This is a genomic window from Pseudomonas sp. IB20 (genome assembly GCF_009707325.1).
In the GTDB taxonomy this organism is placed as follows: Bacteria; Pseudomonadota; Gammaproteobacteria; order Pseudomonadales; family Pseudomonadaceae; genus Aquipseudomonas.
The window spans coordinates 3,488,214-3,506,325 of record NZ_CP046103.1 but is presented as its reverse complement, the minus strand read 5'-3'; the positions used below and the strand labels follow the sequence as shown (position 1 = coordinate 3,506,325).

The 18,112-nt window shown below is 60.6% G+C and carries 17 protein-coding genes; 2 read left to right on the top strand and 15 right to left on the bottom strand.

Going from position 1 to position 18,112, the window contains the following annotated elements; genetic code table 11:
* Positions 1-103: 103 nt before the first annotated feature.
* The 8 genes from GJU48_RS16275 to minC all read right to left on the bottom strand — a co-directional run bounded on the left by GJU48_RS16275 (position 104) and on the right by minC (position 8,223).
* Entirely contained in the window at positions 104-1,450 is a 1,347-nt protein-coding gene (locus tag GJU48_RS16275) for an amidohydrolase (RefSeq protein ID WP_094951469.1), read from the bottom strand.
* 16 nt (positions 1,451-1,466) lie between these two features.
* Complete coding sequence (locus GJU48_RS16270; protein ID WP_094951468.1) at positions 1,467-3,632, bottom strand: mechanosensitive ion channel family protein; 2,166 nt, start codon at positions 3,630-3,632, stop codon at positions 1,467-1,469.
* A 72-nt stretch (positions 3,633-3,704) separates the two neighbouring features.
* A complete protein-coding gene (locus tag GJU48_RS24940; RefSeq protein WP_178119777.1) occupies positions 3,705-3,872 on the bottom strand; it encodes a hypothetical protein in 168 nt (55 codons plus the stop codon).
* Positions 3,873-4,094: 222 nt separating this feature from the next.
* Entirely contained in the window at positions 4,095-5,384 is a 1,290-nt protein-coding gene (locus tag GJU48_RS16265; RefSeq protein WP_094951467.1) for a M18 family aminopeptidase, read from the bottom strand.
* A 98-nt stretch (positions 5,385-5,482) separates the two neighbouring features.
* Positions 5,483-6,118, bottom strand: a complete 636-nt coding sequence (locus GJU48_RS16260; protein WP_094951466.1) for an RluA family pseudouridine synthase — start codon at positions 6,116-6,118, stop codon at positions 5,483-5,485.
* Between the two features lie 96 nt (positions 6,119-6,214).
* The gene (gene minE / locus GJU48_RS16255; protein ID WP_003175252.1) at positions 6,215-6,469 is read right to left on the bottom strand and encodes a cell division topological specificity factor MinE; all 255 of its coding nucleotides are present in this window, start codon (positions 6,467-6,469) and stop codon (positions 6,215-6,217) included.
* A 3-nt stretch (positions 6,470-6,472) separates the two neighbouring features.
* Positions 6,473-7,285: a septum site-determining protein MinD gene (gene minD, locus GJU48_RS16250; RefSeq protein WP_057011745.1), complete on the bottom strand. Its 813-nt coding sequence runs from the start codon at positions 7,283-7,285 to the stop codon at positions 6,473-6,475.
* 200 nt (positions 7,286-7,485) lie between these two features.
* Entirely contained in the window at positions 7,486-8,223 is a 738-nt protein-coding gene (minC, locus tag GJU48_RS16245; protein WP_094951465.1) for a septum site-determining protein MinC, read from the bottom strand.
* 118 nt (positions 8,224-8,341) lie between these two features.
* Between minC and GJU48_RS16240 the strand changes: the two genes are divergently transcribed.
* Together GJU48_RS16240 and GJU48_RS16235 are read left to right on the top strand one after the other, a co-directional pair.
* Complete coding sequence (locus tag GJU48_RS16240; protein ID WP_094951464.1) at positions 8,342-9,277, top strand: lipid A biosynthesis lauroyl acyltransferase; 936 nt, start codon at positions 8,342-8,344, stop codon at positions 9,275-9,277.
* Positions 9,278-9,307: 30 nt separating this feature from the next.
* Positions 9,308-10,429, top strand: coding sequence for a patatin-like phospholipase family protein (locus GJU48_RS16235; RefSeq protein WP_155296045.1), 1,122 nt, complete (start codon positions 9,308-9,310; stop codon positions 10,427-10,429).
* 110 nt (positions 10,430-10,539) lie between these two features.
* Here the strand turns inward: GJU48_RS16235 and GJU48_RS16230 are convergent, their stop codons facing one another.
* The 7 genes from GJU48_RS16230 to puuE form a co-directional block, all read right to left on the bottom strand.
* Positions 10,540-11,325: an outer membrane protein OmpK gene (locus tag GJU48_RS16230; protein WP_094951462.1), complete on the bottom strand. Its 786-nt coding sequence runs from the start codon at positions 11,323-11,325 to the stop codon at positions 10,540-10,542.
* Between the two features lie 440 nt (positions 11,326-11,765).
* Entirely contained in the window at positions 11,766-13,109 is a 1,344-nt protein-coding gene (locus GJU48_RS16225) for a nucleobase:cation symporter-2 family protein (RefSeq protein ID WP_094951461.1), read from the bottom strand.
* 194 nt (positions 13,110-13,303) lie between these two features.
* Positions 13,304-14,605 carry a urate hydroxylase PuuD gene (locus GJU48_RS16220; RefSeq protein WP_094951460.1) on the bottom strand — a complete coding sequence of 434 codons (1,302 nt, stop codon included), beginning with the start codon at positions 14,603-14,605 and terminating at the stop codon, positions 13,304-13,306.
* A 51-nt stretch (positions 14,606-14,656) separates the two neighbouring features.
* The gene (locus GJU48_RS16215) at positions 14,657-15,160 is read right to left on the bottom strand and encodes an ureidoglycolate lyase (protein ID WP_094951459.1); all 504 of its coding nucleotides are present in this window, start codon (positions 15,158-15,160) and stop codon (positions 14,657-14,659) included.
* Between the two features lie 124 nt (positions 15,161-15,284).
* Complete coding sequence (gene alc, locus GJU48_RS16210) at positions 15,285-16,280, bottom strand: allantoicase (RefSeq protein WP_094951458.1); 996 nt, start codon at positions 16,278-16,280, stop codon at positions 15,285-15,287.
* Between the two features lie 78 nt (positions 16,281-16,358).
* Positions 16,359-16,874 (bottom strand): 2-oxo-4-hydroxy-4-carboxy-5-ureidoimidazoline decarboxylase, encoded by a 516-nt coding sequence (uraD, locus tag GJU48_RS16205; RefSeq protein WP_094951457.1) that lies wholly within the window; start codon positions 16,872-16,874, stop codon positions 16,359-16,361.
* Positions 16,871-17,797 (bottom strand): allantoinase PuuE, encoded by a 927-nt coding sequence (puuE, locus tag GJU48_RS16200; protein ID WP_094951456.1) that lies wholly within the window; start codon positions 17,795-17,797, stop codon positions 16,871-16,873. Before puuE ends, uraD begins: the two co-directional genes overlap by 4 nt.
* Positions 17,798-18,112 lie beyond the last annotated feature (315 nt).

Genomic DNA, 18,112 nt, shown 5'->3' with positions numbered 1-18,112 from the left:
CACCGCAAACCCAATGTGGGAGCGGGCTTGTCTGCGATAGCCATGGGTATCTGCGCATTTTCTACACCGCCATCGCGGGCAAGCCCACTCCCACATAAAAGCGTTATTGCGGTGGGTGGGTATAGAGATAATCCGTCGCCAACGACGCCAACGTCCTGACCCCCACCACCAACGCCGACTCATCCACAAAGAAGCCCGGATTGTGATTCGGTGCCGCCTTGCTCATCTCCTGATCCCTCGGCGTCACCCCCAGGAACACAAACAGCCCCGGCGCTTCCTTGGCGTAAAACGAGAAGTCTTCGGCACCGCCGACCAGCGGCCCCTGCACCACATCATCCTTGGCCGCCCAACGCAGGCTTGGCAGCATTTTCTCGGTCAGCGCCGGGTTATTGATGGTTGGGTCGTACTTTTCGATGATGGTGACTTCGGCCTTGGCACCGCCACTTTCAGCGATTTTCTCCACGGTCTGGCGCACGTCCGCGTGCAGTTTCTGGCGGATGCCGTAGTCGTAGGAGCGGATGGTGCCGGTCATATCCACCGATTCGGGGATGATGTTGTAGCGGGTGCCGCCGTTGATGGTGCCGATGCTCACCACCGACGGGAATGACGAAATGTCGGTGCGGCGGCTGACCACGGTCTGCAGGCCGACAATGGTTTGTGCGCCCACGGTGATCGGATCGATGCCGTCCCAAGGGCGGCCGGCGTGGGTCTGTTTGCCGAGGATCTTGATGCGCAGGTCATCGGAGCTGGCCAGGGTCGGGCCCGGACGGTAGGCGATCTGCCCGGCGGGGACACCGGCCCACACGTGCAGGCCGAACACCGCGTCCGGCTTGGGCGCTTTCATCACGCCTTCCTGCACCATCATCTTCGCGCCCCAGGTGTTCTTACCGTCGGGGACAAAGTCGCTCGGGCCTTCTTCGGCCGGTTGGAAGTAAAACACCACGGTGCCGGGCAAGCGGTCGCGCATGCCGGTGAGGATTTTCGCCGTGCTCAGTAGGATGGCGGTGTGGGCGTCGTGGCCGCAGGCGTGCATCACGTCGACCTCTTTGCCCAAGTAGGTGCCTTTGGCTTTGGAGGCGAAGGGCAGGTCGGCGACTTCCTTGACCGGCAATGCATCCATATCCGCACGCAAGGCGACGGTCGGGCCGGGCAGGGCGCCCTTCAAGATGGCGACGACGCCGGTGCGGGCCACGCCGGTTTTGACTTCAAGGCCCAGGTCGCGCAGTTGCTTGGCGACCAATTCGGCGGTGCGGGTTTCGGTGTTGCCCAGTTCAGGGTGGGCGTGGATATCGCGGCGGGTTTCCAGCAGGGCCGGTTCAAGGATTTTGGCCTGGGCGGCGATTTCCTCCCGGGCACTGTCCTGGCCGCTGCTGGCGGCTATGACCACCCCGCTGGCGGCGCCGCATAGCAAGCCCAAAACCCATTGGTGTGTCAGACCGTTTAAACGCATAAGCACCTCTCCCTAATTATTGTTGTGGATCTTTCTCCAGCACGGAGCCTGCGGTCACTACCTGCACGCTCAGGCGCGGCGTCGCCAGGTCCAGCCCGGCCTCATCCAGATGGCGCTTGAGCGACAGGTTGAATGCCCGCGAGACTTCCCACTGCTTGATCGGCGCGGTCTTGAACCGCGCCCGAAGAATCGCGCTGCCGGACTCAAAGCTTTCCACGCCCTGAATCTCCAGCGGTGACCAGATGTTGCGGCGTTGCAGTGGGTCGTTGCGCATTTTCTGGCCGACGTCGCGCATCAACTTGATGGCGTCGTCGATTTCCATGTTGTAGGGGATCGCCACCCGGAAGATCGCGTAGCCGAACTCCCGCGAGTAGTTCTTGATACTTTTGATTTCGCTGAACGGAATGGTGTGCACGATGCCGTCGATGTCGCGCAGGCGCACGGTGCGGATGGTCAGGCCTTCGACGGTGCCGAGGTGGCCGCCGACGTCCACGTAATCATCAATCGCCAGGGAGTCTTCGATGATGATGAACAGGCCGGTGATCAAGTCGGCCACCAGCGACTGCGCACCAAAACCGATGGCGATACCGATCACACCGGCACCGGCCAGCAGTGGCGTGACGTTCATGCCCATGTTCGCCAGGGCCACGATGGCGGCGATGATAAAGATGGTCACGAACAGCACGTTGCGGATCAACGGCATCATCGTCTGCGCACGCGCATTCGCCATGCCTTTGCGCGAGCGGGTCAGGGCATGGTGGATCGCGGTGTCGCTGAGGATCCAGATTAGCCAGGCAAACAGCAGCGTGCCGCCCAGGCCGAACAGCTTGACGCTGACTTCATGGCCGTCACCTTCGGTGAAGCGAATCATCGACAGCCCCCAAACCCGCAGGCCCAGCTCGATAAACACCAGCCACACCACCAGATGGATCAAGGTGTAAACGAAGCTTTTCAGGCGGTCGGAGTACAGCGCATGGCGTTTGTGCCCGCGCTGTGGCTTGAGTGCATGGCGGCGCACCAGGCCGTTGATCACCATGCACAACACCAGCAACACCGTGCACAACAATGATTGGCGCAGCGCCGTGCTGGTGTCGCCGGCCGACAGGAAGGTGGCGAACAGCGAGATGCCCACCAGCAACAGCGCCGGCAAGTACCAGAAGGTGCCGATGATCGAAAGGGTATCGGTGAGGGCGCGGCGGGTAAGGCGGCGCGACAGCGGCTGGTTGCGGATCAGGTGCGCGATCGGACGGCGGAAACGCAGGATAAACACGCCGGTGGACAGCGCGGCCATCACATTGGCGACCGTCGCGGCGGTATGGGCAAGGTGTTGGCCGAGTGCCGCGATCAGTCTTGGGTCGCTCAAGGCTTCACCAAACGCGGCAAAACTGCCGATCCACCACAGTGGGCGGAAGGCTTGGCGGCGCAGGATGTACAGCGCGCGGTGGCGATGCGGGCCATCGAGCACGGAGAAGGCAATCACGCAGATGGCCGAGAAACAGGTGCCGACCACCAGCGCATAGGCCAGCACCATCGCCAGGGACTTACCCAGGGACGAAGGCAAGGCGTAGCTCAGGTACACCGTGATCACCAGGGCGATCAACCAAGGGCCCAGTTTGCGCAGGGCGAAACGCAGCATGTCCCAGGTGCGCGGGTGTTGCGGCAGTTCCTCGGGCAGGCCGAACCGTTCGCGCACGCGGTGGCTGAGCCAGATCAGCGCGGCGGCCAGCAGGCTCCACAAGGCCAGGATCACGGCAAAGCCGAAAATGATCGGCAACCATTCGCGTGCTGGCAGCATCAGGGCGCTGAGTTCGTCCTTGGCCAGGTCGACTTCATTGGACCAGCGTTGCACCGGGCTGTCGGCGCCGGAGAACTGCTGCTCAAGGTCGGACAGCGTACTGCCGATCAAACCAAGCACGCCTTGTTCGGCGGCCGGTTGGGCTTTTTGCGTGGCTTCGCGCAGCTTTTTCAGGTCGCTCAGCAGTTGAGTACGCTGCTTGTCGTTTTCCAAGGTTTTGATCACCTCGTCCAGCGACTGCCCCAGCGGCACGTCGGCCTGGGGTTGGGTCTTGGTGGTGCTGCCGAGCAGGCCGGGCAAGCCCGCGGCGTGGGCAGGCGTGAGCGGCAGCAGCATCAGCAGGGCGAACAGGCAGTAGCAGGGCAGAGCAAACAGACGGGAGAGCACGAGGCGGTCAACCTTGAAAACGACGAATTGACCGAGTGTACGAGGCCGCTATGCCCAATGCGAGTGCATTTGTCATTCCGCCAGTTTGGCGAGGATTTTGTACACCACGGTGCCCAGGATCAACAGCATGCCGACCCACATGCCAAACACGCCCACAGGTTTGTCACGAAAGTTGAAACCGGTCGCGAGCAGGATCATGCCGATGATGATGGGAATGAGCATGGTGTGGAAAGAGGACATGGAGATCATGGTGCGACGGCCTTGTCGGAGTGGGAATACTGACAAGTCTAGGTCGGATTACGAGAAGTGGAGTTGATGTGAGTCAGATAGCGTTGGGTGTCAGTGAAATTGTCATCGCGGGCAGGCCCGCTCCCACAGGAAAATGCATTCCAAAGTGGGAGCGCCCAGGAAAATGCATTCCAAAGTGGGAGCGGGCCTGCCCGCGATGGCCGCGCCTCGGTCTCAGGGCAGATCGCGACTCGCATAGAACGCGCCCAACACCTTCACCAAATGCGCCAGGTCATGGCTGCCGCACAGCTCACGGATGGAGTGCATGGCGAATGTCGGCAGGCCGATGTCCACGGTGCGCACGCCCAGGTGGCTGGCGGTGATCGGGCCGATGGTCGAGCCGCAGCCCATGTCGCTGCGCACCACGAAGCTCTGTACCGGCACTTCCTGGGCCATGCACAGGTGGCGGAAGAAGCCGGCGGTTTCGCTGTTGGTGGCGTAACGCTGGTTGCTGTTGACCTTGATCACCGGGCCAGCGTTGAGTTTCGGGCCGTGGTTGGCGTCGTGTTTCTCGGCGTAGTTGGGGTGCACGCCGTGGGCATTGTCCGCCGACACCAACAGTGATTTCTGAATGGTACGTACGAATTCGTCACCTTCGGGCAACAGGCGGCGCAGGGTCTGTTCCAGCATCGGGCCATCGGCGCCGCACGCCGAGCAAGAGCCGACTTCTTCGTGGTCGTTGCACACCAGCACGCAGGTTTCGTCGGTTTCGCTGGTGAGCAAGGCTTGCAGGCCGGCGTAGCACGACAGCAGGTTATCGAGGCGCGCACCGGCGATGAAGTCGCCATTGAGGCCGATCACCGCAGCGCTTTGGGTGTCGTAGAAGCTCAGCTCGTAGTCGAGCACCACATCCGCGTTCAGCCCGTGCTCCCTTGCCAGCTGCTCGGTGAGCACGGCGCGGAAGTCCACGCGTTCGTCACCGGCAAATTGCGCGAGGATCGGCGGCAGTTCGGTCTGCGCATTGATCGCCCAACCCTGGTTGGCTTCACGGTTCAGGTGAATGGCCAGGTTGGGGATGATGGCGATGGGCAGCTTGAAGTCGATCAGTTGGCTTTCGACCTTGCCGTCGCGGCGGAAGGTCACGCGGCCGGCCAGCGACAGGTCGCGGTCGAACCACGGCGCCAGCAGTGCGCCGCCGTAGACTTCCACACCTAACTGCCAGAAACCCTGGCGCTGCAGCTCCGGCTGGGGCTTGACGCGCAGGCACGGGCTGTCGGTGTGGGCGCCGACCAGGCGAATGCCGCCTTGCAGCGGTGAGTGGCGGCCGAGCTTGAAGGCGATGATCGAGGAGTCGTTACGAGTGACGTAATAGCGCCCGTTGGCCTCGGTGGTCCAGGTTTCGCGCTCGTCGAGGCGCTGGTAACCCGCCGCTTCCAGGCGCTGGGCGAGGGCGGCAGTGGCATGAAAAGGAGTAGGGGAGGCCTTGAGGAAGTCGATCAGGCCTTGATTCAACGCTTCGCGCATAAATAGCTCCAGACAGCAATGCGCGGAGTTTACCGTATTGGCTCCACATTTGAAGTGAACTCGTTGCACCGGCTCCCATATTTGACCGTGTTCGCAGCTTAAAAGGGCGCGGGGCACTCGAAGCGAAGCCGTTTGCCACTCTGCGGATGCGTGAAGCTCAACATGCTCGCATGCAGGCACAAACGCGGCCAGGCGGCCAGGGCTTGTTCGTGGGCGTACAGGCCATCACCGAGTAACGGGTGGCCGATCGACAACATGTGCACGCGCAACTGGTGCGAACGCCCGGTGATCGGCGTCAGCTCGACGCGGCACCAGTCGCCGCAACGTTCCAGCACTTTCCAGAAGGTCAGCGCGTGTTTGCCGAATTCGTGGTCGACCACGTGGCGTGGCTTGGTCGGCGGGTCGTAGCGCAGGGGCAGGTCGATGCTGCCGCTGTCCAGTGCCGGCTGGCCCCAGGCCAGGGCGGTGTAGGCCTTTTCGGTTTCGCGGTCATGAAACTGGCGCGACAGTTCGCGGTGGGTATCGGCGTCCCGCGCGAGCAGGATGATGCCCGAGGTTTCCCAGTCCAGGCGATGGACAATGCGGGCTTCGGGGTAGCCGTTTTCCTGCAGACGGGTGATCAGGCAATCCTTGTTGTCATCGGCGCGGCCTGGCACCGAGAGCAACAGGGTCGGCTTGTTCACCACCAGGACAGCGTCGTCCTGATGCAGGATATGGATATTGGACAGCGGCATTAAACAGCCTCGTAACAAACGCCAACGGCGGCTCGCTCACCCGGTCCCATAAAAGGGATCAAGGTGCCCGAGCCGCCGTGGCGACCGCCTGTTCGATCAACGATCAGGCAGGGTGATATTGAGTTCCAGGATCGAGCAGCTGCCGTCATTTTCCAGGGCGACATGCACGTCATCGTTGCCGATATTGACGTACTTGCGGATCACCTCGACCAGTTCCTTCTGCAAGGCTGGCAGGTAGTCCGGCGTGCTGCGTTGGCCGCGTTCGTGCGCCACGATGATCTGTAGACGCTCTTTCGCTACCGACGCGGTACTTGGCTTTTTGTTGGCGCGAAAGAAGTCGAGAAATTTCATTGTTTAGTTGCCTCCAAAGATACGCTCGAAGAATCCCTTCTTCTTAACATCGAGGAAGCGATGTTCCACGGTCTTGCCCAGCAAGCGATCGACGGCATCGCTGTACGCCTGGCCGGCGTCGCTCTGGTCGTCAAGAATCACCGGTACGCCTTGGTTGGAAGCCTTCAGCACGGCCTGGGATTCCGGGATCACGCCCAGCAGGGTCACTGCGAGGATTTCTTTCACGTCTTCAACGCCAAGCATTTCGCCGTTGCTGACGCGCTCCGGGTTGTAACGGGTCAGCAGCAGGTGTTCCTTGATCGGGTCCTGGCCGTCTTCGGCGCGCTTGGATTTGCTGGCCAGCAGGCCGAGCATACGGTCCGAGTCACGTACCGAAGACACTTCCGGGTTGGTCACAACGATCGCTTCATCGGCGAAGTACATTGCCAAGTGAGCACCGGTTTCGATGCCGGCCGGGGAGTCGCACACCACGTACTCGAAGGTTTCTTTCAGCTCGGCGAGTACTTTGCCTACGCCTTCTTTGGTCAGCGCATCTTTGTCGCGCGTCTGGCTGGCGGCCAATACATACAGGTTCTCAAGGCGCTTGTCCTTGATCAGGGCCTGTTGCAGGTTGGCTTCACCGTTGACCACGTTGACGAAGTCATACACCACGCGGCGTTCGCAGCCCATGATGAGGTCGAGGTTACGCAAACCGACGTCGAAGTCGACGATGACTGTCTTGTGGCCGCGCAGAGCGAGGCCGGTACCGATAGCGGCGCTGGTGGTGGTCTTACCCACACCACCCTTGCCGGATGTAACCACGAGAATCTTGGCCAAGGTGTTTCACCCCTAAGGAAAAAGGACTTTTCGGTCCCTGAAAAACATCTCTTGGAACTCGCCGCAGGCGGACAGCCTTTGTAGGAAAAAGATGTGGTTTCCACGGGGGAACGCCAACTTCCAAATAGTCCTACGCAAGTCTTGCCGGTTTCGCTTTGCTATCAGAGTCTAGAGATGCTTGGAAAATGCGGCAGTATCCGTTAAAGACGGATGATGTTCAACACATCGCCCGACAGGCTGACTTGTACCCCGGCCCCCCACAGCGGATCACGGCGCAAATCTTCTGAAACCTTGTACTGGCCTGCGATGGACACTAGTTCAGCGGTCAACTGCTGGCAAAAAATACGGGCCTTGGTATCACCCTTGATGCCGGCGAGGGCACGTCCGCGCATCGGGCCGTATACATGGATGTTGCCATCGGCGAGAAGTTCCGCGCCCGGGCTTACCGGAGCGATCACCACCAGGTCGCCGCCCTGGGCGTAAATTTGCTGCCCGCCGCGTACGGGGGAGGTGATGATTTTTGTAGGCTTGATCATCGGTTCCGGCGGCTTTTCCGGTTTTTTCTTCACTTCACCTTCGGTCGGATCGAGCGGACGCTCGCGTGCACCGGACGGCGGCAGTACTGGCAGTTCAATGGCGATTGCGGCAGCGATGTCTTCGATACGGCTGGCGCGAATCGCCAGGGTGCGCAAACCATGGGAGCGGCAGACGCGCATCAGGCCGGGCAAATCAATCACACCCTGGCCAGCCGGGAGTTTGTCCAGGGCCAGCACCAGCGGGGCATTGTTGAAAAAATTCGGCGCCAAGGCGACCTTGGCGGCCAGTTGGCGGTCCAGGGCGTCGAGGTCATTGCGGGCCAGTTCCAGCACGGTGATGGCGAGCATGCTGCCTTTCAGCTGGAACACGGGATCTTGGTCTAGCGGTTCGGTTTGGCTCATGGTCGGCGAAAGCGGCTTGTCACGAAAAGTGTCGAGACTTATAACGAGAACATCCACGGGCCGCAAGCCGAGTCGAACCGTTGTAGAATGCGCGGCCCTGTCTTTACCGGAATCTGTAATGGATCGCCCGCGTTTTCGAGCTGTATTTCTTCACCCGCGTTTCTGGCTGCTATGGCTGGGCCTCGGCCTGCTGTGGCTGATTACTCAGTTGCCGTACCGCGCGCTGTTGACCATTGGTCGCGTGCTTGGCGCGGGCATGTACCGCGTGGCTGGCGAACGCCGCCGCATCGCCGCGCGCAACCTGGAACTGTGCTTCCCCGAAAAATCCGCCAAGGAGCGTAAGAAGCTGCTCAAGGAAAACTTTGCCTCCACCGGCATCGCCTTCTTTGAAATGGCCATGAGCTGGTGGTGGTCGCGTCAACGCCTGGCGCGCCTGGCCCATGTCGAAGGGCTTGAGCACCTCAAGCAGGCGCAGTTGGATGGCAAGGGCGTGATCCTTATGGCGCTGCACTTCACCACCCTGGAAATCGGCGCGGCCCTGCTCGGGCAGAAACACACCATCGATGGCATGTACCGCGAACACGGCAACCCGTTGTTCGACTTCGTCCAGCGCCGTGGCCGCGAGCGGCATAACCTCGACTCCCTGGCCATCGAGCGCGAAGACGTGCGCGGCATGCTCAAGCTGCTGCGCGCCGGCCGGGCCATCTGGTACGCGCCGGACCAGGACTACGGCGCCAAGCAGAGCATTTTTGTGCCGCTGTTCGGCATCCAGGCCGCCACCGTGACCGCCACCAGCAAGTTTGCGCGCCTGGGCAAGGCGTTGGTGGTGCCGTTCACCCAGGAGCGCCTGGCCGATGGCAGCGGTTACCGGCTGGTGATCCACCCGCCGTTGACCGACTTCCCCGGCGAAACCGATGAGATCGACTGCCTGCGCATCAACCAGTGGGTCGAAGCCTCGGTACGCGAATGCCCCGAGCAATACTTGTGGACCCACCGGCGCTTCAAGAGCCGGCCACCGGGCGAGGCTAAGCTGTACGAGAAACGCCGCCGATAAGCCTTACTTTTCTGCACATGGAGTGACGCAATGCGCCCAGCTGAACCGGTCACAGGCTTGATTCTTTCCGGCGGCGGGGCGCGAGCGGCGTATCAGGTGGGGGTGTTAGCAGCGATTGCCGAGCTGCTGCCGCCAGGGGCACCGAATCCATTTCCGGTGATTGTCGGCACCTCGGCGGGGGCGATCAATGCGGTGAGCCTGGCCAGCGGGGCCACCGACTTCACGGCCGCCATCCAACGTCTCACGGCGTTCTGGCAGGGCTTTCGCAGCCACTTGGTGCTGCGCAGCGACTGGCCCGGTGTGATCCGCCAGGCCAGTCGTTTTACCTTCCACAGCCTGCTGGGTATCGGCGCCCAGGTGCCGGTGGCGTTGCTCGACAGCACGCCGTTGCGCGCGCTGCTCAACGACAAGCTGAACCTGGACGGCATCGATGTCGCCATCCGCAACAAACACCTGCATGCGGTCGCCGTCACCGCCTTTGGCTACGAGTCCGGGCACGCGGTGACGTTCTATCAGGGTGGCGGCACCATCGATGCTTGGCTGCGCCATCGACGTATCGGCATGCCCACCCAACTGACGGTTGAACACTTGCTGGCCAGCTCGGCAATTCCCTTGCTGTTTGCCCCGGTCAAACTCGACCAGGAGTACTTCGGCGATGGCGCAGTGCGCCAATCCGCGCCGATCAGCCCGGCCCTGCACCTGGGCGCAAGCCGCGTGCTGGTGGTGGGCGTGAGCGGTAACCCACGGGGCAATGAGCCGGCAGCGCAACGCACGTTTACCGGCCAGCAACCGACCCTGGCGCAGATCGGTGGGCACATGCTCAACAGTACGTTCATTGACAGCCTGGAAAGCGACATCGAATTGCTCGAGCGTCTCAACCAGTTCAGTCATGCGGTGGCGCCGGTGGAAGTGCTGGTGATTGCGCCGAGTCAGCCGATCGATGAAATCGCCGCGCGTCATCGCCAGGAACTACCGGCGGCGTTGCGCCTGTTCTTGCGCGGGCCGGGAGCGACCAAAACCAGCGGGGCAGGGGTGCTGAGTTACTTGCTGTTCGAGGCGGGGTATTGCAGCGAGTTGATTGAGTTGGGCAGGAAAGATGCGTTGGCCAAGCGCGAGGAGTTGTCGAGGTTCCTGGGCTTGTCGTCGATCTAAAAGTGTGGGAGCTGGCTTGCCTGCGATAGCGGTGTGTCAGCCAATATAGTTGGCACAGATATAACGCTGTCGCAGGCAAGCCCACTCCCACAGGGGTATTGCCGTGTCTGTTAGAAGTGGTACTTCACCAGGAAGCTCGCTGTGTCCTGGTTAGTCTTGAACGCACCGGAATCTTCAATCCCGTACTTGTTCTTCCAGTAGTCGTATTCAAAACCCACATACAACTGCTTCTCGCCCCAGTGCAGCGCCTTGCCCAGGTCATATTTGACCTGCGGGTTGAAGTGCAGGTTGGCGTGGTAAGTGCCACGGGCGTTCTTATCGTTATCCACCACCCAGTCCATGAAGCCGTCGATCAGCACGTTGGAGTTGCCCACGGGAATGGTGTACGACCAGACCGGGGTGATCTGCCAGACGCCGTCACCCGGGCGATTGCCTTCGGTCTGGCGCTGGTAGAAGTTCAACTGGAAGTAGTCGAAACCCGGGATGTTCAAGTCAAAGCCCGGGCCCAGTAGGTACGACTCGTTATCGCCTTCGCCGAACTCGTAAGTGAAGGCCAGCAACACATCTTTGATCGGGCCGAATGACAGGTCTTTGTCGAAAATCTTGCCGAACGACAAACGCGGGCTGATCTCACCGTAGTAAGTACTCGGGCCGACGTTGCCGTCTTCCTTGCCGTTGTAAAAGATGCGGTCGACAAACAGGAAGTTGTCGCCGTACTTCCAGGCATCGGCATGTTCGAAGGTGACGGTTTGCTGGATCTGCGGGTTGACGGTGAAGTTCTTGCCCCACAGGTACGTCAGGCTGTTGGTCTGCCACTGCAACAAATCGCCGGCCATGGCTTGGCCGCCGGCCAGCAGGGATCCCGCCAACATCAGGCCTTTCAACATAGGTTTCATTCGGTTGCTCCCGAGTCAAAGTTTTATGGTTGTTTTTCTACGCAGGCGCTCTGGTGTGGCGCCTTTTGGTTCGCTGCAAAAATCGTCTGTTTGGTCAGCTTTAATGCTTTTAGCAAGAGCTGCGCCAAGGTGTTTAAAAAGCCAATAAAACGCCTTCGGCTGCACTTGATGCAGTCGAATACGCAGGTTCTTTTGTGCACGTTGGCCGCAGACACGGGGCCAGGATAAGTTGGCCCTGCAGTCAGCTTTTACATTCGCTGTTTTTTTTTGAGTCGATTTGAGCGGGCGCGGAGAATACTGGCTCCCAGGCCTTGGCTCAAGTGCGCTGTTACAGAGCGCGTGGGGCAAGAATGGGGCGCGGCTTGTGGCCAGCCCCAGGTGAAGGGTGTGCATGGTGTTGTTCTCTGTTCGTTATTATTTTTGTTTGGAGCAGGAACGCATCAGTGTGTAGGGGCGACGACGGGGCGTTCAGCACCGCCGAGGATGTTGAACAGTACATTCAGCGACAACGCGCTGAGCGTGGCCATGGCAATCCCACTGTGGGTAATCGGGCTCATCCATAAGGGCAACTGCGCGAAGAACTCCGGACGCACCACCGGGATCAGCCCCATGCCAATGCTCACCGCCACCAGCAACTGGTTACGGCGGTCGGCGATGTCGGCTTCCTGCAGGATCTTGATCCCGGTCGCCGCGACCATGCCGAACATGGCAATCGCTGCGCCGCCGAGTACCGCCGGCGGAATCGAGGCGACCAAATACGCCGCCTTGGGCAACAGGCTGAGCACAATCAAAAACGCTCCGGCCATGATCGTCACCGAGCGGCAACGCACGCCGGTCATCTGCACCAAGCCGATATTTTGTGCGAACGAGGAGTGGGTAAAGGTGTTGAAGACACCGGCAAAGAACGACGCGCCGGCATCACACAGCAAGCCACGGCGCAGCATCTTCGGCGTGACCTCCTGGCCGGTGATTTTGCCCAGGGTGAGGAACATGCCGGTGGACTCGACGAAGATGATCACGACCACCAGGCACATCGACAGGATCGGCGCCAATTCGAACTTAGGCATGCCGAAGTGCAGCGGTGTGACCACCTGCACCCATGGCGCCTGGGCCAGGCCGCTGAGGTCGACCATGCCGAGCATGCCGCACAAACCGTAGCCGAGCGCCATGCCGATCAGTACCGAGATGTTCACCCAGAAGCCGCGCATGAAGCGGTTGATCAGCAGGATAGTGCCCAGTACTAGCGCGGCAATCGCCAGGTAAACCGGCGAGCCGAACGAGGCGGCGGCGCTGCCACCACCGGCCCAGTTCACGGCCACCGGGAACAGCGACAGGCCGATGGCAGTGATCACTGTGCCGGTCACCAGCGGCGGGAAAAAACGCACGACCTTGGACATGAACGGTGCGATCAACAGGCCGAAGAACCCGGCGGCGATGGTCGCGCCGAAAATCCCCTGCAAGCCGATGCCGGGCATCCCGGCCATGGCCACCATGCTGCCGACGGCGGCAAAACTGGCGCCCATCATCACCGGCATGCGAATGCCCACCGGGCCGATGCCGAACGACTGCACCATAGTCGCGACGCCAGCCACCAGCAGGTCGGCGTTGATCAGAAAGGCGATTTCTTCACGGCTCAGGCCTGCGGCCTGGCCAATAATCAGGGGCACGGCGACGGCGCCGCCGTACATCAGCAGGACGTGTTGCAGGCCGACCAGAATCAATTGCAAGAGGGGCAGCCGCACCATGGCGGGCGCGGCAGGAGTCTGCGTTTCTAACGGGGACATGCAACACCTCGGATCTTTTTATTTTTGTGTTGTTTGGCATTCAATTGCCATTTGGAACGCGATCTTTCAAACACTGCATAACCCCTGTGGGAGCGGGCTTGCTCGCGAATGCGGTAGTTCAGTCACTGATTGATTGAATGACACACCGCTTTCGCGAGCAAGCCCGCTCCCACATGGGGTTCTGTGTGAATCAGTTAATTTGTGCGGGCTCCTTGGTTGATCCAAGTACCTATCAAATCCCGTTCCTGCTGGGTCATCTGGGTGATGTTGCCCAGCGGCATGATCTGGCTGGCCACAGCCTGCGCCTGGATCCGTGGGGCCATTTGCTGGATCTGCTGCGGCGTATCAAACATCACGCCCGCCGGTGCCGTACTGAACAGCGGGCTGGTGGGCTTGGCCGAATGGCACACGGCGCAGCGTTCCTGGATGACCCCGTGCACCTTGTCGAAATCAATCGATGCCTGGGCAGGCGCAGGTGCCGGCGCAGGTGCTGCCGGGGCGGCTGGCGCGGCCGGTTTCAGGCCGCCACCCAATGCGGTTTCCGGCAATGGTTGGTACTCGATGGCGGCAGGCGCCTTGGCCACATCTGGGGCAGTCGACACCGGTTTCGGGCCGGTCACGTACGCCAGGCAAATCATCGCCAACGCGCCAACCGGCAAGGTCCACGCATACTTCTGGCTGTTGTGCCGGGTGTTGAAGTAGTGCCGCACCAACACCGCCGCCACCGCGATCCCAGCCAGGATCAGCCAGTTGTATTGGCTGCCGTAGGTGCTCGGGAAGTGGTTGCTGATCATGATGAACAGCACCGGCAAGGTGAAGTAGTTATTGTGGCGTGAACGCAGCAAGCCTTTGGCGGGCAGCGCCGGGTCCGGCGTGCGGTTCTCGGCGATGGCGGCCACCAGTGCGCGCTGGGCGGGCATGATGATGCGGAACACGTTACCGACCATGATGGTGCCGATCACTGCACCCACGTGCAGGTAAGCGCCACGGCCGCTGAACACTTTGCTGAAGCCGTACGCAGCGCCAATCAACAGCACGAACAGGATCAAACCGAGCAGGGCAGGGCGCTTGCCCAGGGCCGAATCGCACAGGAAGGAGTAGATGAACCAGCCGGCGAACAGCGAGCCGATGCCCAGCAAGGCGCCTTCGGTGCCGCTGAGCGTGCTGCCGGGGGCGAGCAGGTACAGCGTCGGGTTGAGGTAGAACACCACGCACAGCAGCGCGACGCCCGACATCCAGGTGAAATAGGCCTCCCATTTGAACCAATGCAGGTTGTCCGGCATGGTCGGTGGGGCCAGTTTGTATTTTTCCAGGTGGTAGATACCGCCACCGTGGATCGCCCACAAGTCACCGGCCAGGCCGTCCTTGGGGTTGACGCGGTTGAGGTTGTTTTCCAGCCAGACGAAATAGAAGGAAGCGCCGATCCACGCGACGCCAGTGATCATGTGAACCCAGCGCACGCTAAGGTTCAGCCATTCCAACAGATGTGCTTCCACAGTCTTTACCTCTCGCCTGTCACCCTTGTTGTCGGGTGATCCGGCCTTCTCTTATTGGTGGGGGGCGAGGATCAACCGCTCATCCTCTTTGAAAAAATGCTCATCGCAGTTATTGCCGGTGCCACTGCGATCAACCACCAGGAAGTCATCCCGCTTTTCGATCGTCAGCACCGGGTGGTGCCAGACGCCGCGATGGTAATTAATGCCCTGCCTGCCGTTGGTGACGAAGGCGCGGACCAAGCCTGATACAGGTGCATCGCCAAGTGGCGCGACCACGATCAGAAAGGGGTTGCCGAGCAGCGGTATGAAAGCCTGGCTGCCCAGCGGGTGTCTCTCCAGCATGCACACGGTCAACGGCATGTCCTGCGCGTCGGCGCGGAAGATGCTGATGATCGCGTTGTCTTCAGGCTGTGCGGTTTCTACCGTTGCCAGCTTGTGAAAGCGCATGGTCGACCCGTTGTTGATCATGAAGTGATCGCTGCCATCGGTTTCGATAACGTCTCCGAAAGGCGCGAAGGCTTCTTTGGTCAGGGGTTCGATCATCAGTGTGCGCATGGCTGTCTTCTTAAGTTTTCGAATTTGATGTTGTCTGGTCTACCGCTATCGCGGGCAAGCCCGGCTCCCACATTTGACCGCGTACCCCTGTGGGAGCCGGGCTTGCCCGCGATTGGGCTCACCCTTATTTCGCTACCTTACCGAGAACCCGCAGGCGGCTCACACCACCGTCCGGGAATACGTTCAGGCGGATGTGGGTAATCGGCCCCAGTGCCTTGATCTGCTCGGCAAACGCGTGTTCGGCGTGCATTTCCAGTTTCTGTGCCGGCAGCAGTTCGCGCCAGAACAGCGATTGGGTTTCGATCTGGCTGTCGGTGCCGCCTTTAACGAACGCGCCCTGGATCGAGCAGGTGTCCGGGTAGTTACCCTTGAAGTGCAGGGTGTCGACGATGACTTTCTCGATCTCGCCTGGGTGCCCCAGTGCGACGATCACCCAGTCATTGCCTGGCGTGCGACGACGTGCGGTTTCCCAGCCGTCGCCCATGTTGATGCCACGGCCCGGGTTAAGGATGTTGCTCATGCGGCCAAAGTGTTCATCGGAGCAGGCCAGCGCGCGACCGCCGTTCAGGGCTGCTGCCAGGTCGACTTGTTCGTTGTCACCCACAGCCGACCAGTCACGGAACGGCACACCGTACACACGCAGACGGGCCACGCCGCCATCCGGGTAGATGTTGAAGCGCAGGTGGCTGAACGCCTGGGCATTGTTGATCTCGTGGTAGTGGTGGCTGTTGCCTTGCAGCTCAACGGCCGACAGCACTTCAACCCACTGGGTGTTGTCGTCAGGTTCGCCCGAGGCCAGGAAGCAGGCTTCCAGGGACGCCGACGGCGGGTAGTTGCCGGTGAAGAATGAAGTGTCGATGTCCACGCCTTTGATCGAACCGAGCACGCCCAGACGAATCACTGCGCTGTCGTAGCCTTCGAAGCGCTTGCGGCGCGACTCCCAGCCGTCCATCCACTTGCCGTTGTCATCGAAAACGCCCTCCTTCCACACAGCCGGGGTCGGCTGGAACAGGCGGTTGGCGTCAGCGAACCAGTCATCGGTCACCGAAATGATCTTGGTGCCCAGGCGGGCGTCGGCCAGGTTGACGAACTTCTCGAAAGGTACGGGTTGCGCTTTCATTCTTCTTGTCTGCCTTAGATTAAGTGGCTTGGGATGCTCGCCAGGCCCTGGGCGTCATGAGTGCTCGGGCCAGGTCTGCTAAAGGGTCAGTAATCGGAACAACGCGATTTTATTGATCTCGGCCAGCGCGCATTTGAACTCGGCGTCTGCCGAGTTGTGGATGCGCGTTTCGAACGCGGCGAGAATCTGATGCCGGTTGCTGCCTTTTACCGCCATGATGAAGGGAAACTTGAACTTGGCCTTGTAGGCGTCGTTCAGCTCAGTGAAGCGTGAGAACTCTTCACTCGTGCACTGGTGAATACCGGCGCCAGCTTGTTCATTGGTGCTGGCTTCGGTCAATTGGCCCTGGACGGCAGCTTTGCCAGCCAGGTCCGGGTGAGCGTTGATCAGCGCCAGCTGGCTGGCGTGATCGGCACTCAACAGGATATCGCTCATGCGCTGGTGCAGGGTTTCGATCTCATCGATCGAGTTGTCCTGGCCCAGGTCGAAGGCCTTTTCGGCCACCCATGGCGAATGTTCGTAGATGTCGGCAAAGGCGTTGACGAATGCGTCGCGGCTCAGGCTCGACGGTTTCAAGGTTTGGAACGCAGTCATTTCGCCGCTCCCGTGTACGGGTGGGTTTCGTGCCAGTGGCGGGCAATGTCGACGCGGCGGGTGAACCACACCTGTTCATGACCTTTGGCGTACTCGATAAAACGCTTCAGCGCGGCGAGGCGCGCCGGGCGGCCGATCAGGCGGCAATGCAGGCCGATCGAGAGCATCTTCGGTGCCTCGGCGCCTTCGGCATACAGCACGTCGAAGGCGTCCTTGAGGTATTCGAAAAAGTCATCGCCCTTGTTGAACCCCTGCACCTGGGTGAAGCGCATGTCGTTGGTGTCCAGGGTGTAGGGGATCACGAGGTGCGGCTTGCCGGTGGGGTTGTTGGGTTCCCAGTAGGGCAGGTCGTCGTCGTAGGTGTCGCAGTCGTAGAGAAAGCCGCCTTCCTCCATCACCAGCCGCCGCGTGTTGGGGCCGGTACGGCCGGTGTACCAGCCCAATGGGCGCTCGCCGGTCAGTTCGGTGAGGATGCGGATGGCTTCGAGCATGTGCTCGCGCTCCTGGGCCTCGTCCATGTACTGGTAGTCGATCCAGCGATAGCCGTGGCTGCAGATCTCATGGCCGGCGGCGACCATCGCGCGGATCACGTTCGGGTGGCGCTGGGCGGCCATGGCCACGGCGAAGATAGTCAGCGGAATGTCGAATTCTTTAAACAGCCTGAGGATGCGCCACACGCCGGCACGGCTGCCGTATTCGTACAGCGACTCCATGCTCATGTTGCGCTCGCCTTGCAGTGGCTGGGCCGAGACCATTTCCGATAGAAAGGCTTCGGACTCTTTGTCACCGTGCAAAATATTGCGCTCGCCGCCTTCTTCGTAGTTGAGTACGAAAGACAACGCGATGCGTGCCTTGCCCGGCCAGTGCGGGTGAGGAGGGTTACTGCCGTAACCGATCAGGTCGCGTGGGTAGTCAGCGCTCACTGCAGTCTTCCTTCTTGTTCGTGGTAGCAAGTGTGTGTGGCGGCCGGGCAGTGAAAAGACTGGGTGGCGTCACAGCGATGAGTGATTGTATACAACTTATCGGCAAGTTTGTAAGCCTGAATTTCTGCATTTTTTCGGTAGAGTACTGTGCATCTGGCTTAGCAAGAAACTTGCCCAACTGGTCAGCTAATGGACAAAAGGTCGTTTGAAAGCAAGGATTACCCGGTCATTGCCCTGCCGATTAACATAGTCGGGAGGATCGCTGAGTTTGTGATTTTTATTGTGTACAATTTTTTTAAAAAGTGTCTTAATCAG

Bases quoted from the DNA above. Each gene is read 5' to 3' on its own strand.
- GJU48_RS16275 (WP_094951469.1), bottom strand. From the start codon at position 1,450: ATGCGTTTAAACGGTCTGACACACCAATGGGTTTTGGGCTTGCTATGC.
- GJU48_RS24940 (WP_178119777.1), bottom strand. From the start codon at position 3,872: ATGTCCTCTTTCCACACCATGCTCATTCCCATCATCATCGGCATGATC.
- GJU48_RS16265 (WP_094951467.1), bottom strand. From the start codon at position 5,384: ATGCGCGAAGCGTTGAATCAAGGCCTGATCGACTTCCTCAAGGCCTCC.
- GJU48_RS16260 (WP_094951466.1), bottom strand. From the start codon at position 6,118: ATGCCGCTGTCCAATATCCATATCCTGCATCAGGACGACGCTGTCCTG.
- minE (WP_003175252.1), bottom strand. From the start codon at position 6,469: ATGAAATTTCTCGACTTCTTTCGCGCCAACAAAAAGCCAAGTACCGCG.
- minC (WP_094951465.1), bottom strand. From the start codon at position 8,223: ATGAGCCAAACCGAACCGCTAGACCAAGATCCCGTGTTCCAGCTGAAA.
- GJU48_RS16240 (WP_094951464.1), top strand. From the start codon at position 8,342: ATGGATCGCCCGCGTTTTCGAGCTGTATTTCTTCACCCGCGTTTCTGG.
- GJU48_RS16235 (WP_155296045.1), top strand. From the start codon at position 9,308: ATGCGCCCAGCTGAACCGGTCACAGGCTTGATTCTTTCCGGCGGCGGG.
- GJU48_RS16230 (WP_094951462.1), bottom strand. From the start codon at position 11,325: ATGAAACCTATGTTGAAAGGCCTGATGTTGGCGGGATCCCTGCTGGCC.
- GJU48_RS16225 (WP_094951461.1), bottom strand. From the start codon at position 13,109: ATGTCCCCGTTAGAAACGCAGACTCCTGCCGCGCCCGCCATGGTGCGG.
- GJU48_RS16215 (WP_094951459.1), bottom strand. From the start codon at position 15,160: ATGCGCACACTGATGATCGAACCCCTGACCAAAGAAGCCTTCGCGCCT.
- alc (WP_094951458.1), bottom strand. From the start codon at position 16,280: ATGAAAGCGCAACCCGTACCTTTCGAGAAGTTCGTCAACCTGGCCGAC.
- uraD (WP_094951457.1), bottom strand. From the start codon at position 16,874: ATGACTGCGTTCCAAACCTTGAAACCGTCGAGCCTGAGCCGCGACGCA.